We start from the raw sequence: 13,130 nt of genomic DNA, 5'->3' as shown, positions 1-13,130 counted from the left end.
ATCGTCACCGGGACCCCCGGCGGCGCGCACTGCGCAGGCGTCGGCTGCGAGCACGATCCGTACGCCGTGGCCGTGCCGGCTCCCCTCGACGCACCGCGGCATCGTCGCGCCGACCTGGCGCGGCACCTGCCGGCTCAGCCGCCGAGCCGGCCGACCTCGAGCACCCGGAGGACCGGCACGCCCTGATCGGCGGAGGCCTCCAGGTCGACGGATGCCGTGATCCCCCAGTCGTGATCGCCCGCCGGGTCGGCGAGCACCTGCCGCACCCGCCAGGTTCCGGGCTCGCCCTCGGGGTGCTCGTCGACCTGCACCATCCGCGCGCTCCGCGCGTCGGCGTCGGTGCGCAGGTCGTCGTGCTCGGCGTAGTAGCCGTCGAGCGCCTCGGGCCATCCGGCGTCAGGGTCGAGCGCGACGAGCTCGTCGTCGCGCTGCAGCGCCGCGAGGCGCACCCGGCGCCACAGCTCGTTGCGCACCAAGATGGCGAACGCCCTGGGGTTGAACCCGTCGAGACCAGCCACGTCGGAGGCGCCGCGCGACGGGGCGGCAGGCTCGCCCAGCGGGTTGCTCAGCGCCTCCCACTCCTCCAGCAGCGACGAGTCGGTCTGCCGCACGAGCTCGCCGAGCCAGTCGATCAGGTCCTGCAGCTCGGGGGTGCGGGCATCCTCCGGGATCGTCTGCCGCGCCGCGCGGTACGCGTCGGAGAGGTAGCGCAGCACGAGCCCCTCGCTGCGCCCGAGCTGGTAGTAGGCGACGAACTCGGGGAAGGTGAACGCCTTCTCCCACAGGTCGCGCACGACCGACTTGGGCGAGAGCTCGAAGTCGTGTACCCAGGGCTGACTCGCGGCGAACGTCTCGAACGTCTGCTCCAGGAGGTCGGCGAGCGGCTTCGGCCAGGTCACGTCCTCGAGCAGCTCCATGCGCTGGTCGTACTCGATGCCCTCGGCCTTCATCGCGGCCACGGCCTCGCCGCGCGCCCGGAACTGCTGCTGGGCGAGCACCGGCCGCGGATCGTCGAGGGTCGCCTCGAGCACGGAGATCATGTCGAGCGGGTACTCGGACGACGCCGGGTCGAGCAGCTCGAACGCGGCGAGCGCGAACGGCGAGAGCGGCTGATTGAGGGCGAAGTCCTCGGGCAGGTCGACCGCGAGCGAGATGACGGCCGTGCCGTCGAATCCGCCGCCCTGCTGCTGCACGACACCGGCGGTGCGCAGCGTGCGATACAGCTGGATCGCGCGGCGGGCGAGCTCGCGCCGGCGCGGCACCGGTTCGTGGTTGTCGAACACGAGGGCGCGCACGTCGGTGAACGGGTCGCCGTGCCGACGGCCGATGACGTTGATCATCATCGCCGCCGTCATGCGCATCGACGGGGCGAGCGTCTCCGGCACGGCCGCGATGAGCCGCTCGAACGACGCCGGCCCCCACGAGACGAAACCCTCGGGGGCGCGCTTCTTCGGCCCCTGCTTCTTGTTGCGGGCCTCCGCCTTCGCGGCCGCGATGGCGTTCTCGATCTCGTGCTCCGGCGCCTCGGCCACGACCTCGCCCTCGGTGTCGAAGCCGGCGCGACCCGCCCGCCCCGCCACCTGATGGAACTCGCGGGCGGTGAGCTGCCGCATCCGGGTGCCGTCGAACTTGGTGAGCCCGGTCAGCAGCACGGTGCGGATCGGCACGTTGATGCCGACGCCGAGCGTGTCGGTGCCGCAGATCACACGCAGCAGGCCGCGCTGCGCGAGCTGCTCGACGAGCCGGCGGTACTTGGGGAGCATGCCGGCGTGGTGCACGCCGATGCCGGCCCGGATGAGCCGCGACAGCACGTTGCCGAAGCCGGGGGCGAACCGGAATCCGGCGATCTCGTCGGCGATCCGGTCGCGCTGCTCGCGCGTGGCGACCTTCGCGGAGAGCAGCGCCTGCGCCCGCTCGACGGCGGCGGCCTGCGAGAAGTGCACGACGTACACCGGCGCGAGCCCGTCGCGCAGCAGCTCGTCGATGGTCTCGTGGATGGGCGTGATCACGTAGCGGTAGCGCAGCGGCACCGGCCGCTCGACCCCGGTCACCTGCGCCACCTCGAGGCCGGTGCGGCGCTCGAGGTCGTCCGCAATCGCCGTGACGTCGCCGAGGGTGGCCGACATGAGCACGAACCGCGCGCGGTTCAGCTGCAGCAGCGGCACCTGCCAGGCCCAGCCGCGATCCGGGTCGGCGTAGAAGTGGAACTCGTCCATGACGACGACCTCGTCGACGTGCCCCTCCTCGCCGTGCCGCAGGGCACGGTTGGCGAGGATCTCGGCCGTGCAGCACAGGATGGGCGCCTCGGGGTTGACCGACGAGTCGCCCGTGATCATGCCGACGTTGGCCGGGCCGAAGATGTCGACGAGCTGGAAGAACTTCTCGCTGACGAGCGCCTTGATCGGCGCCGTGTACCAGGATCGCCGACCCTGGGCGAGCGCCGCCGCGTGCGCCGCGACCGCCACGAGCGACTTGCCGGTGCCGGTGGGCGTCGAGAGCACCAGATGCCGGTCGAGCACGAGCTCGAGCACCGCCTCCTCCTGCGCGGGGTACAGCGGCAGGCCCTGCTCGCGGGCCCAGTCGTCGAACGCGCCGACGAAGGCATCCGGATCCCACGGGTCCGGCAGCACGTCGATCAGCATCCGAGAAGTCTCTCGTGCTCGCGCCTCAGCCCGTGAAAGGGGGCGGACAGAACGGGTATCTTACGTCGCGCCGTCCCCGTAGAATCCGTGAGGACGCCGAGTCTCGGCGTGTCGCGTGTCGAGCAACGAGGAGGCGTTCGTGGCCGACGACGACGTCCGCGTGCCCGCGGGCTGGTATCCCGATCCTCTCGGGCTGCCCCAGCTGCGCTGGTGGGACAACCACGCCTGGACCGAGCACGTCTCCGACGCCCGGCAGCCGATGGTCGTGCCCGAGACCGCGGCCCCGACGGCCACCGCGACGTCGCTGCCCTACGCCGATCCGGCGGACGAGCCCGACGAGGCGGCCGACGAGCGGACCGTCCAACTCAGCCGGCGCGCGCGCCGCGAGCGCGAGCGGCTCGCCGACGAGCCCGACGACCGCCTGCCGCGCGACGGGCTCGCGTTCGGCGACCCGTCGCTCGAGCTGGAGGCGGCCGAGCGCGGTCAGATGTCGGTCAGCGAGCCCTCGCCCGCCGCGCGGCTCGCCGCCACGGGCCTCGCCCAGGAGGCGCCCTCCGGGGTCTCCTACGACCTCGGCAGCCGATTCGACGATCTGCTCGGCGAGCCGGCGTCGCCGCGTTCCGCGTTCGCGCATGCGGGCGCGTCGGCGGCGGCGTTCGTGCCGGAGAGCGCTCCGGAACCGGATGCCGCCCCGCTGCGAGCGCGCAGCGCCCACCGGGCCGAGTCCGACGTCCGGCTCGGCACCGCGGCCGTGTGGATCATGACGCTGCTGCCGCTGTACATGCTCATGGTCGGCCTCGTGCTGCTGCTCGCCGGGGGCAGCACCGACCAGTCGATCGTCGCCCTCGCCGCGATGTTCGGGGTGACCTGGGTCGCCGGGCTGGTGCTCGCGATCCTCGACTACGCGCTCCTGCGCCGCCAGGGTCTGCAGGCGCCGGCGAGCTGGGCGTGGGCGCTGCCCGGGGTGCTCGTCTACCTCGTCGCCCGCCTGATGCGCACGGTGCGCGAGACCGGCACCGGCTTCGGCCCGCTGCTGACGTTCCTCGTGCTCGGCGGATTCCTGATCGGCGGCGTGCTCGCGGTGCCCGGGCTCGTGATGCAGCTCGCGCCCACGACGTTCTCGCAGCAGGCCGAGCTGGCGGTCGAGGGCGACGCGTCGGTCATCGGGGCCGACGTGCGGGTGGACTGCCCGACGGTGCCGCCGCTGCTCGTGCAGCAGACGATGGTGTGCGACGCGCAGAAGTCCGGGGGCTCGGGGCAGCGCTTCCAGGTGACGGTGAGCCTGCAGCGTCAGAACGGCTGGATCGACTGGCGGGTCGACGACTGGGGCGTCTTCACCAGCTGACCGACACCCCGAACGGGGACGGCGGCGCCACGCGCGCGGATCCGTAGACTCACAGCGCACCGAGGGGAAGGGACGGCGGATGACCGATCAGGCGATCCGCGTGACGCCCGCCGGGTGGTACGAGGATCCCGCGGACGCCGCGCTGGTGCGCTGGTGGAACGGCGTCGCCTGGACCGAGCACACGAATCCGAAGCCGGGGCTCGATCCGTCAGCGTCGGGGTCGACCGCGGCGGTCGCGCCCGCCGTCGTGGCCGAGCCGGTGTCGGCGGCCGAACCCGTGTCGGCGGCGGAACCCGTGTCGGCGGCCGAGGTCGCGCCGACGGCCCAGACCCCGCCCCCGCTCACCCGCCGCGAGGCGATCGCCGCCGAGGGCGGACGGCAGGCGCCGGATGCCGGCCGCAGCGCGACCGGGGTGGCCTGGCTGATCGCACTCCTGCCGGTCATCACGTTCGTGATCGTGATCGCCGGCCTGTACGTGTTCGCGTATGTGGCCCCGAGCCCGTGGGTCGCGCTCGCGGCGGCGCTGCCTTACCTCCTGGGACTGCTCTGGGCGGTCTCCGACAGCCGCCAGCTCGCGGCCCGCCGCTTCACCCCGCCGAGCGCGCTGTGGGCGCTGCTCACGCCGCTCGGCTACCTCATCGCCCGCCGGCTCCGGGTGCCCGGCACCGGGCCGCTGGTGCTCTTCGCCGTCACCGCCGTGGCCGCGGTCGCCGCCCCGCTGCTGTTCTGGGTCTCGGGCGCGTCGACGGTCGTCACCGTGCCGGTGCGCGTGCAGCACGCCGCCCAGACGCAACTGGTCGACTCCGGCCGGCTGAGCTCGGTGAGCTGCCCGCCGGTGCTGGGGTCGCTCGCCCCCGGCACGCTCTTCACCTGCGACGCGGTGACGAACGACGGTCACCCGACCCAGGTCTGGGTCAGCATCGACTCGCCCGACGGCACCTTCAGCATCGCCCCTTCGATCGCCCACGGAGCGTCCTGAGAGACCGCTGAACGGGAATGCGTCGTCCGGGCCGCGCCCGTACCCTGACGGGATGGTTGGACGACACCGCGCCTCCGCGCGCGATCGCGAGGCGATCGACTACCCCGCGGGCATCCCGAACGGCGGCAGCACGGGCCACGGCCGCCGGGAGCACCTCGTCGACCCGGGCGCCCGGATCTCCGACGACACGAACGTCACCGTCGACATGGAGGCGATGCACTCGCATCCGCAGGTCGAGCGCTCGCCGGCCCGCCCCGAGGAGCTCGTGCGCTACGGACGCGTCGGCGACGGGACCGAGCTCGAGTAGGCGCGGATTCCGCGCACGTCGCCGGCAGGTGCGAGGCTGGGCGTGATGCGACTGCTCCTCATCCGCCACGGCCAGACACCGTCGAACGTCATCGGCTCGCTCGACACGGCCGCGCCCGGGCCCGGGCTGACCGCCCTCGGGCTCGAGCAGGCCGCGGCGGTGCCCACCGCCCTGCAGAACGAGGCGGTCGACGGGGTCTACGCCTCGATCCTGACCCGCACCCGGCTGACGTCGCTGCCGCTCACCCGAGCGCTCGACCTGCCGCCCGCGAGGGTGCTGCCCGGCATCCACGAGATCGAGGCCGGCGAGCTCGAGCAGCACACCGATCGCGAGTCGGTGAAGCGCTACATGGAGACCGCCTGGGCGTGGGGGCTCGGCGATCTGGCGCCTCGGATGCCGGGGGCGGGCGACGGCAACGCCTTCTTCGCGAGGTTCGACGAGAGCATCGCCATGATCGCGAGCACCCACCGCCGGCGGACCGCCGTCGCGTTCAGCCATGCCGCCGCGATCCGCGTCTGGTGCGCCGCGCGCGCCCAGAACCTGCCGCCGGAGTACGCCGCGTTCACCGCGCTCGACAACACGGCCGCGGTCGTGCTCGAGGGCGATCCCGACGCCGGCTGGAACGTGGAGAGCTGGGGCGGTCAGCCCGTGGGCGGCCTCGAGCTGCAGGACCCGCGGGCCGACGACGTCACGGGCGAGCCCCTCGACGAGGCCGAGCGGATCGAGTAGCGCCGACCCGCGCTATCTCCCCTTCAGGTCCTTCCGCAGGATCTTGCCCGACGACGACTTGGGCACCGCGTCGATGAACGCGACCGCCCGCACCTTCTTGTGCGGCGCGACGTGCTCGGCGACGAACGCCATCACACGGTCCTCGTCCAGCTCCGCGCCCTCGCGCCGCACGACGAACGCCTTCGGGATCTCCCCCGACTCCTCGTCCGCCGCGGCTACCACCGCGGCATCGTCGATGTCGGGATGCGTCAGCAGCAGCGCCTCGAGCTCGGCCGGCGGCACCTGGTAGCCCTTGTACTTGATGAGCTCCTTCAGCCGGTCGACGATCTGGAAGCTGCCGTCCGGGTTGATGAGGGCGATGTCGCCGGTATGCAGGTAGCCGTCGGCGTCGACGGTGCGGGCCGTCGACTCCGGGTCGTCGAGGTAGCCGAGCATGACGTTCGGCCCGCGCAGCCAGAGCTCGCCGCTGCGGCTCGGACCGTCGGGCGAGGCCTCGATCTCCTCGCCGGAGTCGACGTCGATGATCCGGCCCTCCTGGTTGGGGATCAGCACGCCGACCGACCCCACCGACATCGTGCCGACCTGCCCCGCGGGGATCACGTGCGAGACGGGGCTGAGCTCGCTCATCCCGTACCCCTGCTGCATCGTGATGCCGAGCCGCGTCGCGACCGCATTGCCGAGGGCCTCGTCGAAGGGCGCGGCGCCCGACATCATGCCGCGCAGGCTCGACAGATCGAACTGGTCGACGATCGGGTGCTTGGCGAGCGCGACGGCGACCGGCGGGGCGATGAACACGAAGGTGATCTTCTGGTCCTGGATGAGCTGCAGGAACTGCTGCAGGTCGAACCGCGGCATCGTGACGAGCGCCGCGCGGCGCTTCAGCGCGATGTTCAGCAGCACGGTCATGCCGTAGATGTGGAAGAACGGGAGGAATGCGAGCACCCGGTCGTCGGGCCGGATGTCGAGCAGCTCCGGCGTGCACTGCACGACGTTCGCGACCAGGTTGCGATGGCTCAGCTGCACCCCTTGGGGAAGCCGGTCGTGCCCGACGAGTACGGGATCGCCGCCACGCGGGTGGCCGGGTCGATCGTCACGTCGGGCGCGGCGTGGCCCTCCCGCAGCAGGTCGGCGAGGCCGGGTGACCCGTCGAGCACGATGACCGACTCGGGCCGAAGCCCGGCTCCGGCGGCGGCGGCCGTCGCGGTCTCGGCGAGCGGGCCCACGGTGAACACGAGCTTCGCGTGCGACGCCTCGAGCTGGCGCTGCATCTCCTGCGCCGTGTACAGCGCGTTGACCGTCGTCGCGGCGGCTCCGGCGCGCAGGATGCCGTGGAACACGGTCGCGAACGCCGGCACGTTGGGTGCGTGCAGCGCCACGACCTCCCCCGGCGCGATCCCGCGGGCGGCGAGCGCACCCGCCAACAGCTCGATCTGGCGCTTCAGTGCACCGTAGGTGGTCTCGGCCCCCGACGGTCCGTCGACGAGGGCGACGCGCCGGGCATCGGCGTCGCTCAGGTCGCCGAACAGGAAGTCGAAGACGGATTGGTCGGGGATCGTCTCGTCGGGAAAGGGGCTGCGGAACGTCATGCGATCTCCTTCGATCGGGTGCCGCCAGCCTCCCGCCACCCTGGGCATTGGCGCAATGGTCCCGTCCGGGGTTGTCGCGCCGCGCCGCCGGGGCGACGGTGGAGGACACGGAAGGGACCACCATGAGCGACATTCCGCACCCGCGCACCCACGACATCGACTTCCACCGCGAACACGACGACATGACCGAGGACGTCGGGCCCGACCTGCAGTCGGGCGACGACCTCGGCACCGGCGCGATCGTCGGCGGCCCCGAGGTCGACGACGAGAAGCCGGACGACGGCGCCGGGGCGGAGGCGCCGTGATGTCGGACTACCCCGAGAGCATCGAGCCGGACGCCATCGATCCGGACTTCCCGCCGACGCCCGGCTCGCCGCCCGACCCCGGTGTCCCGGGGCCCGACCCCGGCGCCCCGCAGCCCGACGGCCCGTCGATCAACCCGCCGGGCCCGATCGACCCCGTCGAGCCGGACTCTCCCCGGCCGGCCCCGACCCGACACCGGACGAGCCGACCTTCCCCGCGAAGGACGGCGCGCCCTTCGACGACACCGACCCCAACCCGCCGACGGAGCAGTTCATCCCCGGCTCGTTCAACTGACGGGCGCGTTCACCCGACCGGCTCGTTCACCCGAAGGAGGTCTCCCGATGTCCGATACCCAGAGCGACGCCGACCTCGCCGCGTCGCAGTTCGACGACGCGAAGCGCAGCATCGACAGCGTCGAGCAGTCGGCCCTGCCGGGTGCGGAGCCCAGCGATATCGACGACCGGCCGGCGCTCGACGTGGATCCCGGCGACGCCGGTCCCGTGCAGGAGGACGACGACCTGCCCGAGCCCGACGAGCACCAGGGCGAGAACGACGACGACGAGTGACGACGACCACCCGACACGACCGCGAGCCGAAGGAGCAGCGATGACCGACACCACGCCCGAACCGCACGACGCCCAGCGCCGCGAGAACGACGCCGCCGAGGCCGAGGAGAAGCGCCTCGATCAGGAGACGCCAGACGCCCTCAACACCTTGAGCGAGACCGCCCGGCAGTTCCTGAACGATCCCGACATGGACGCCGTGCGCGGCTCCGACCTGCCCGACGACACGAGCGGCGAGGAACCGCCGCAGGACGGCGACCCCGGCCGCTGAGCCGCGGGCGCCCGCTCAGTCGCGCTGGAACCAGGGCGGGTAGACCGCGACCTTGGGCACGTGCCCGCCGACCTCGCGCAGGATGTCGCGCACGCGATCCCGCATCGGCTCGTGCGGCACGCCGATGAGCGCGACCCCGGAGAAGGGGAACGGGTTCGGCGCGAGCAGCTCGCCCGTCGCGTAGCCCGCGTCGAGCGCGCGCATGCGGCGCAGCTGCTGGGTGCCGGCCTCCATGCCGAACGCGAACCGGGTGGCGGGTGCCGCGGCGTCGCCGTCGGCGAGCACGACGTCGTCGCCGGCCGCACGCGCGTCGGCGACGAGCACGACGAAGTCCGTCGGGCGGGTGGCGCGGGCGGCATCCGACCAGTGCGCGCCGGCCGCTCCGTCGCGCAGCTCGCGCCAGCGCTCCGCGTCGGGGCTCAGATAGAACGGCACACGGTCGGCGACCACGCCCCCGCCGGCGAGCGGGGCGCTCTCACGCATCTCCCGCGCGAGGGCGCTGCTGACGTCGACCTCCGGCTCCGCGTCGACCCGCAGCGCGCCGTCGATCGCGATCATCTCGAGATTGCGGATGTGGGTGACGTGGTAGATCCGCTGCGCGCTCAGCAGCACGGGCGGCGCCGTCGCCACCCGCGGAGCCCCGGCGGTGCGGCTCGCGGCGGGGGCACGCGTCGCCCGCGGCGCGCGCGTCGCCGCCGTCCGCGGAGCGGATGCCGGAGCGCTGCGGGGGTAGCAGATGTCGCAGAGACCCTCGTCGAAACCATGGATGCACTCGGCCATCGGCATCCACGCTACGTCAGGTTCGGGGAGCCGGCCGGCGCGCGGCGCGATCAGCCGGCGCGCACACCCCGCACCAGGAGGTCCATGAGGCGCGCGGCACGGGCGGGGTCGGCGGGTGAGGCGACCGTGATCCCGACGAGTGCCGTGACGATGTCGTCGGCATCCACGTCGGGAAGCAGCGACCCGTCGGCCGCCCCGCGGTCCAGGATGATGCGCACGCCCGCCGCGAGCCGCTCCCGGGTCTGCTCGACCCGGCCCTCGCCATGCAGCACGGAGCGCAGGGCGTCGATCATCGCGCGCTTGCCGGCCATGCGCTCGGCGAAGCGGTCCATCCAGGCCCGCAGCGCGTCCGGCGGGGCGAGGTGAGCGGCCAGCTCCGCGGCGGCGTCGGCGACGCGCGCCAGGTCGTCCTCGTACACCGCGGCCGCGAGGTCCTCGGCCGTCGGGAAGTGCCGGTAGAGGGTGCCGACGCCCACCCCCGCCTCCCGCGCGACGGCCTCCGGGCCGTGCGGGCGCGCTGGGTCGGCGAACACCCGCTTCGCCGCCTCGACGAGGCGGGCGCGGTTGCGCACGGCGTCGGCGCGATCGGCCAATACGGAAGTCCTTCCGGTTAAGTGCTACCGTCGAAGAGGAATGGATTCCGTTTTACCAGAAGGAGACCCGGATGTCCGCTTCCCCCGCCATCTCCCCCACGTTCCCGCTCGCCGGCCGCGACGTCGGCCGCGTCGGATACGGCGCGATGCAACTCACCGCGGGGCAGCAGCCCGACCGGCGGGCAGGGCGCGACCTGCTGCGGCAGTTGATCGCCATGGGCGTGCGGCACCTCGACACCGCCCAGTTCTACGACGGGGTCAACGACCTCATCCGGGAGGCGCTTCACCCCTACGGCGACGACCTCGTGCTGGCGACCAAGGTCGGCGCCGTCGGCGGGGAGGAGCGCTGCGGGCCGCGCAGCGGCCGACCGAGCTGCGCGAGCAGGTGGAGGACAACCTGAGCACCCTCGGCATCGAACGCCTCGGCCTGGTCTACCTCCGGCGCACCGACCGCCGACCCGGCATCGTCGGCGAGGGCGACCAGGTGGTGCAGCTCGACGACCAGCTGGCCGAGCTCGCCGCGCTGCGCGACGAGGGCAAGCTCGACGCCATCGGGCTCTCCGCGGTGACGCTCGAGCAGCTGCGCCGTGCGCTGCCGGTCGGGATCGGCGCGGTGCAGAACGCGTACAACCTCGCCGACCGCACCCGCGAACCCGAGCTCGAGCTCGCGGCCGCGAACGGCGTGGCATGGGTGCCGTTCTTCCCCCTCGGCAGCGCCTGGAGCGCACGCGCCGACATCCCGGACTTCGGTCGCCTGATGACGGTGACATCGCTGCCGGAGGTGACGTCGGCAGCCGAGCGGCTCGGCACGACGCCGGCGCAGGTGGCGCTCGCGTGGCTGCTCCAGCATCGCGAGAACGTGCTGCTCATCCCCGGCACCCGCAGCGCCGCGCACGCCGCCGAGAACCTCGCCGCCGCCTCGCTCGACCTGCCGGCCGACATCCTGGATCGGCTCGACGCCGTCCCGGCGCCCGGCCGGGCGCGGCGGCCCTGACTCAGACCAGCACGACAAGCCGGCGCGCGGCCATCAGTCCCGTGACCGTGAACGCGACGAGCATGAGCAGGATCGCCAGGAGCGGCACGGTCCACGCCCCCGTGGCGTCGTGCAGCGCGCCCACGAAGGTGGGGCCGACCGCCCCGATCGCGTAGCCGATCCCCTGCACCGCGCCGGAGCGCGACGCGACCACGCGCTGCCCCCGCCGAGGCCGACGATCATGCTGAAGACGAGCGTGATCCCGGCTCCCTGGCCGACGCCGCCGAGCACGCACCACAGCCACCACAGGTCGGGCGTGATGAGGAATCCGATCGGCACGACCGCCCAGCACGCCATGCACACGGCGACGCCGACGACCATGTTGGCCCGGGCGATGGCGACCGGCACGAGCAGGGCGCCGGCCGCCCCGAACAGCTGGAACACCCCCGTGATGTCGCCGGAGATCGTCGCCGGGTAGCCGTGGTCGTGCAGCAGCGTCGGCAGCCACGCGCTCACCGCGAAGAACCCGAACGACTGGCTCCCGAACGCGACGACGAGCAGCCAGGTGGTCGACGAGCGCAGCGTCGAGGGTGCGCGCGGCTCGTCGGGGTCCGGGGCGGCGGGGCGGGTGGGGGTGAGGGTCGCCCGGATGCCGTGGGTCGCCGCCCACACGGCGAGCGCGGCGACGCCGAACGCGCCCCACACGACCAGCGCGCCCTGCCATCCCAGCGACGGCGCGAGCGGGCGGTGCCGACGACCGCCGTGGTCGCCCCGATGTTGATCGCCGCCGTGTACACCGCGGTCATCAGGTGCACCCGGTGCGGGGGTACTCGTGGGCGATGATCACCGGGATGATCACGTTGCCGATCGTGATCGCCACCCCGAGCAGCGCCGTCCCGGCGAGCGCGAACCCGAGTCCGCCGGCGGAGCGCACGAGGCACGCGACAACGACGCCCGCGAGGCACAACGTGAGCGCGAACTCGGCGCCGAACCGGCGCGAGAGCCACACGGCCAGCGGCGAGCTGACCGAGAACAGCAGCACCGGGATCGTCGTCAGCAGGCCCACGACGCCGGCTCCCACCTGCAGGTCGTGGGCGATCGTGTGCGCCACCGGCCCCACCGACACGAGGGGCGCGCGGATCGTCGCGGCCGCGAGCACGACGGCGATCGTGAGCAGCGCGAGGCGCCCGCGACGGACGGGGATCGTGGCGGGTGTCATCCCCCTCAGTCTGGCAGCGCCGCGCCCTCCCCTTGAGCGGGTCGAGCAGCCGCCCCGGGCGGCGTATCGAGGCCTCCCCGCGCTCGCCCTCCAGCAGCTCCGTGACCTTCGCCAGCTGCGCCCCCATGGCATCCAGCCGCTCCCGCAGGTCGTCGTCGGAGCGCTCCGCCTTCTCCAGCTGCGTGTCGACCCGGCTGCCCACCTGGTCGATCAGCCAGGTCGCCATCGTCGCCGCGGTCACGCCGACGAGCGCGACGCCGCCGACCATGAGACCGACGGCGACGATCCGTCCCACGAGGGTCACCGGGTAGTAGTCGCCGTATCCGACGCTCGTGATCGTGGTGGCCGCCCACCACCATGCGTCGCCGATGCTGTGGATGTTGGCCGCGCGGTGGTTCTGCTCGGCGTCGAGCACGGCGAGGGCGGCGAGGTAGGTGATGAGCGTCGCACCGCCGAACGCGTAGACGAGCACCCGCCCGCGCAGGTGGCGCTCGGCGGCACGATGCGTGATCCGGAGCACGAACAGCAGGCGCAGCAGTCGCAGCGGTCGCAGCACCGGCAGCACGAGGATCGCCAGCTCGTGCAGGTTGCGCACGAACCACCACCCGCGGCGCTCGGCGAGCACGAGGTTGACGACGTAGTCGGCGGCGAACAGCACCCACGTCGCCCAGATGGCGATGTCGTACGGGCGGGCGGCCGCCCCGTGCAGGTCGTCGATCACCTCGATCGAATACGCCACGACGAACACGACGCCGATCGCCACGAGTGGCCACTCGGAGTACGTGCGCCACGCGGTGGCGGTCAGGCGCCGCGAGGGCTCTTCGGTCGTGCTCATGACGT

Annotated in this window: 16 protein-coding genes and 2 pseudogenes; 10 read left to right on the top strand and 8 right to left on the bottom strand. The window is 73.1% G+C overall.

Annotated elements, in window-relative coordinates:
• Positions 1-134 precede the first annotated feature (134 nt).
• A complete protein-coding gene (locus QQK35_RS17085) occupies positions 135-2,642 on the bottom strand; it encodes a DEAD/DEAH box helicase (protein WP_284255219.1) in 2,508 nt (835 codons plus the stop codon).
• A gap of 139 nt (positions 2,643-2,781) precedes the next feature.
• Here QQK35_RS17085 and QQK35_RS17080 point away from each other — a divergent pair, with 139 nt between their 5' ends.
• The 4 genes from QQK35_RS17080 to QQK35_RS17065 all read left to right on the top strand — a co-directional run bounded on the left by QQK35_RS17080 (position 2,782) and on the right by QQK35_RS17065 (position 6,002).
• On the top strand, positions 2,782-3,987 hold the full coding sequence (locus QQK35_RS17080) for a DUF2510 domain-containing protein (protein WP_284255218.1): 1,206 nt from the start codon (positions 2,782-2,784) through the stop codon (positions 3,985-3,987).
• 79 nt (positions 3,988-4,066) lie between these two features.
• Positions 4,067-4,966, top strand: coding sequence for a DUF2510 domain-containing protein (locus QQK35_RS17075; protein ID WP_284255217.1), 900 nt, complete (start codon positions 4,067-4,069; stop codon positions 4,964-4,966).
• A gap of 52 nt (positions 4,967-5,018) precedes the next feature.
• Positions 5,019-5,273, top strand: a complete 255-nt coding sequence (locus QQK35_RS17070) for a hypothetical protein (RefSeq protein WP_284255215.1) — start codon at positions 5,019-5,021, stop codon at positions 5,271-5,273.
• 45 nt (positions 5,274-5,318) lie between these two features.
• Positions 5,319-6,002 carry a histidine phosphatase family protein gene (locus tag QQK35_RS17065; RefSeq protein WP_284255748.1) on the top strand — a complete coding sequence of 228 codons (684 nt, stop codon included), beginning with the start codon at positions 5,319-5,321 and terminating at the stop codon, positions 6,000-6,002.
• A gap of 12 nt (positions 6,003-6,014) precedes the next feature.
• Here QQK35_RS17065 and QQK35_RS20010 read toward each other — a convergent pair whose 3' ends face one another.
• The gene (locus tag QQK35_RS20010; protein ID WP_348535022.1) at positions 6,015-6,437 is read right to left on the bottom strand and encodes an AMP-binding enzyme; all 423 of its coding nucleotides are present in this window, start codon (positions 6,435-6,437) and stop codon (positions 6,015-6,017) included.
• A gap of 45 nt (positions 6,438-6,482) precedes the next feature.
• Positions 6,483-7,588, bottom strand: a pseudogene (locus QQK35_RS17060) (AMP-binding protein); the annotation flags it as partial.
• 122 nt (positions 7,589-7,710) lie between these two features.
• On the opposite strand from QQK35_RS17060, the gene QQK35_RS17055 reads away from it, so the two are divergent.
• From QQK35_RS17055 to QQK35_RS17045, 3 genes are all read left to right on the top strand, one after another.
• Complete coding sequence (locus QQK35_RS17055; RefSeq protein WP_284255214.1) at positions 7,711-7,893, top strand: hypothetical protein; 183 nt, start codon at positions 7,711-7,713, stop codon at positions 7,891-7,893.
• A gap of 339 nt (positions 7,894-8,232) precedes the next feature.
• A complete protein-coding gene (locus QQK35_RS17050; RefSeq protein WP_284255213.1) occupies positions 8,233-8,457 on the top strand; it encodes a hypothetical protein in 225 nt (74 codons plus the stop codon).
• 40 nt (positions 8,458-8,497) lie between these two features.
• On the top strand, positions 8,498-8,725 hold the full coding sequence (locus QQK35_RS17045) for a hypothetical protein (protein WP_284255212.1): 228 nt from the start codon (positions 8,498-8,500) through the stop codon (positions 8,723-8,725).
• 15 nt (positions 8,726-8,740) lie between these two features.
• On the opposite strand, the gene QQK35_RS17040 is transcribed toward QQK35_RS17045, so the two are convergent.
• Both QQK35_RS17040 and QQK35_RS17035 read right to left on the bottom strand, forming a co-directional pair.
• Entirely contained in the window at positions 8,741-9,505 is a 765-nt protein-coding gene (locus QQK35_RS17040) for a DarT ssDNA thymidine ADP-ribosyltransferase family protein (RefSeq protein WP_284255211.1), read from the bottom strand.
• A gap of 50 nt (positions 9,506-9,555) precedes the next feature.
• Positions 9,556-10,098, bottom strand: coding sequence for a TetR/AcrR family transcriptional regulator (locus QQK35_RS17035; protein WP_284255210.1), 543 nt, complete (start codon positions 10,096-10,098; stop codon positions 9,556-9,558).
• A 71-nt stretch (positions 10,099-10,169) separates the two neighbouring features.
• Here QQK35_RS17035 and QQK35_RS17030 point away from each other — a divergent pair, with 71 nt between their 5' ends.
• Together QQK35_RS17030 and QQK35_RS17025 are read left to right on the top strand one after the other, a co-directional pair.
• Positions 10,170-10,499 carry an aldo/keto reductase gene (locus tag QQK35_RS17030; RefSeq protein ID WP_284255208.1) on the top strand — a complete coding sequence of 110 codons (330 nt, stop codon included), beginning with the start codon at positions 10,170-10,172 and terminating at the stop codon, positions 10,497-10,499.
• Positions 10,484-11,092, top strand: coding sequence for an aldo/keto reductase (locus tag QQK35_RS17025; protein WP_284255207.1), 609 nt, complete (start codon positions 10,484-10,486; stop codon positions 11,090-11,092). The genes QQK35_RS17030 and QQK35_RS17025 overlap by 16 nt, the downstream gene beginning before the upstream one ends.
• A 33-nt stretch (positions 11,093-11,125) precedes the next feature.
• On the opposite strand, the gene QQK35_RS17020 is transcribed toward QQK35_RS17025, so the two are convergent.
• Together QQK35_RS17020 and QQK35_RS17015 are read right to left on the bottom strand one after the other, a co-directional pair.
• Complete coding sequence (locus QQK35_RS17020; RefSeq protein ID WP_284255747.1) at positions 11,126-11,800, bottom strand: MFS transporter; 675 nt, start codon at positions 11,798-11,800, stop codon at positions 11,126-11,128.
• Positions 11,801-11,876: 76 nt separating this feature from the next.
• Positions 11,877-12,290, bottom strand: a complete 414-nt coding sequence (locus QQK35_RS17015) for an MFS transporter (protein WP_284255206.1) — start codon at positions 12,288-12,290, stop codon at positions 11,877-11,879.
• Between the two features lie 101 nt (positions 12,291-12,391).
• On the opposite strand from QQK35_RS17015, the gene QQK35_RS17010 reads away from it, so the two are divergent.
• Positions 12,392-12,601: a hypothetical protein gene (locus tag QQK35_RS17010; protein ID WP_284255205.1), complete on the top strand. Its 210-nt coding sequence runs from the start codon at positions 12,392-12,394 to the stop codon at positions 12,599-12,601.
• Here the strand turns inward: QQK35_RS17010 and QQK35_RS20630 are convergent.
• A pseudogene (locus tag QQK35_RS20630) lies at positions 12,559-13,125 on the bottom strand (potassium channel family protein); the annotation flags it as partial. The gene QQK35_RS17010 and the pseudogene QQK35_RS20630 overlap by 43 nt on opposite strands.
• Positions 13,126-13,130: the final 5 nt, after the last annotated feature.

This window comes from Pseudolysinimonas kribbensis, assembly GCF_030161895.1.
GTDB classification, from domain to species: domain Bacteria; phylum Actinomycetota; class Actinomycetes; order Actinomycetales; family Microbacteriaceae; genus Pseudolysinimonas; species Pseudolysinimonas kribbensis.
Note: the sequence above shows the minus strand (reverse complement) of the source record. Positions and strands in the feature narration are given on the sequence as shown.

What these genes read in the sequence shown, in the direction of transcription:
- QQK35_RS17085 (WP_284255219.1), bottom strand. Translation starts at nt 2,642, where the DNA reads ATGCTGATCGACGTGCTGCCGGACCCGTGGGATCCGGATGCCTTCGTC.
- QQK35_RS17075 (WP_284255217.1), top strand. Translation starts at nt 4,067, where the DNA reads ATGACCGATCAGGCGATCCGCGTGACGCCCGCCGGGTGGTACGAGGAT.
- QQK35_RS17070 (WP_284255215.1), top strand. Translation starts at nt 5,019, where the DNA reads ATGGTTGGACGACACCGCGCCTCCGCGCGCGATCGCGAGGCGATCGAC.
- QQK35_RS17065 (WP_284255748.1), top strand. Translation starts at nt 5,319, where the DNA reads ATGCGACTGCTCCTCATCCGCCACGGCCAGACACCGTCGAACGTCATC.
- QQK35_RS20010 (WP_348535022.1), bottom strand. Translation starts at nt 6,437, where the DNA reads ATGCTCGGCTACCTCGACGACCCGGAGTCGACGGCCCGCACCGTCGAC.
- QQK35_RS17055 (WP_284255214.1), top strand. Translation starts at nt 7,711, where the DNA reads ATGAGCGACATTCCGCACCCGCGCACCCACGACATCGACTTCCACCGC.
- QQK35_RS17050 (WP_284255213.1), top strand. Translation starts at nt 8,233, where the DNA reads ATGTCCGATACCCAGAGCGACGCCGACCTCGCCGCGTCGCAGTTCGAC.
- QQK35_RS17045 (WP_284255212.1), top strand. Translation starts at nt 8,498, where the DNA reads ATGACCGACACCACGCCCGAACCGCACGACGCCCAGCGCCGCGAGAAC.
- QQK35_RS17040 (WP_284255211.1), bottom strand. Translation starts at nt 9,505, where the DNA reads ATGGCCGAGTGCATCCATGGTTTCGACGAGGGTCTCTGCGACATCTGC.
- QQK35_RS17030 (WP_284255208.1), top strand. Translation starts at nt 10,170, where the DNA reads ATGTCCGCTTCCCCCGCCATCTCCCCCACGTTCCCGCTCGCCGGCCGC.
- QQK35_RS17015 (WP_284255206.1), bottom strand. Translation starts at nt 12,290, where the DNA reads ATGACACCCGCCACGATCCCCGTCCGTCGCGGGCGCCTCGCGCTGCTC.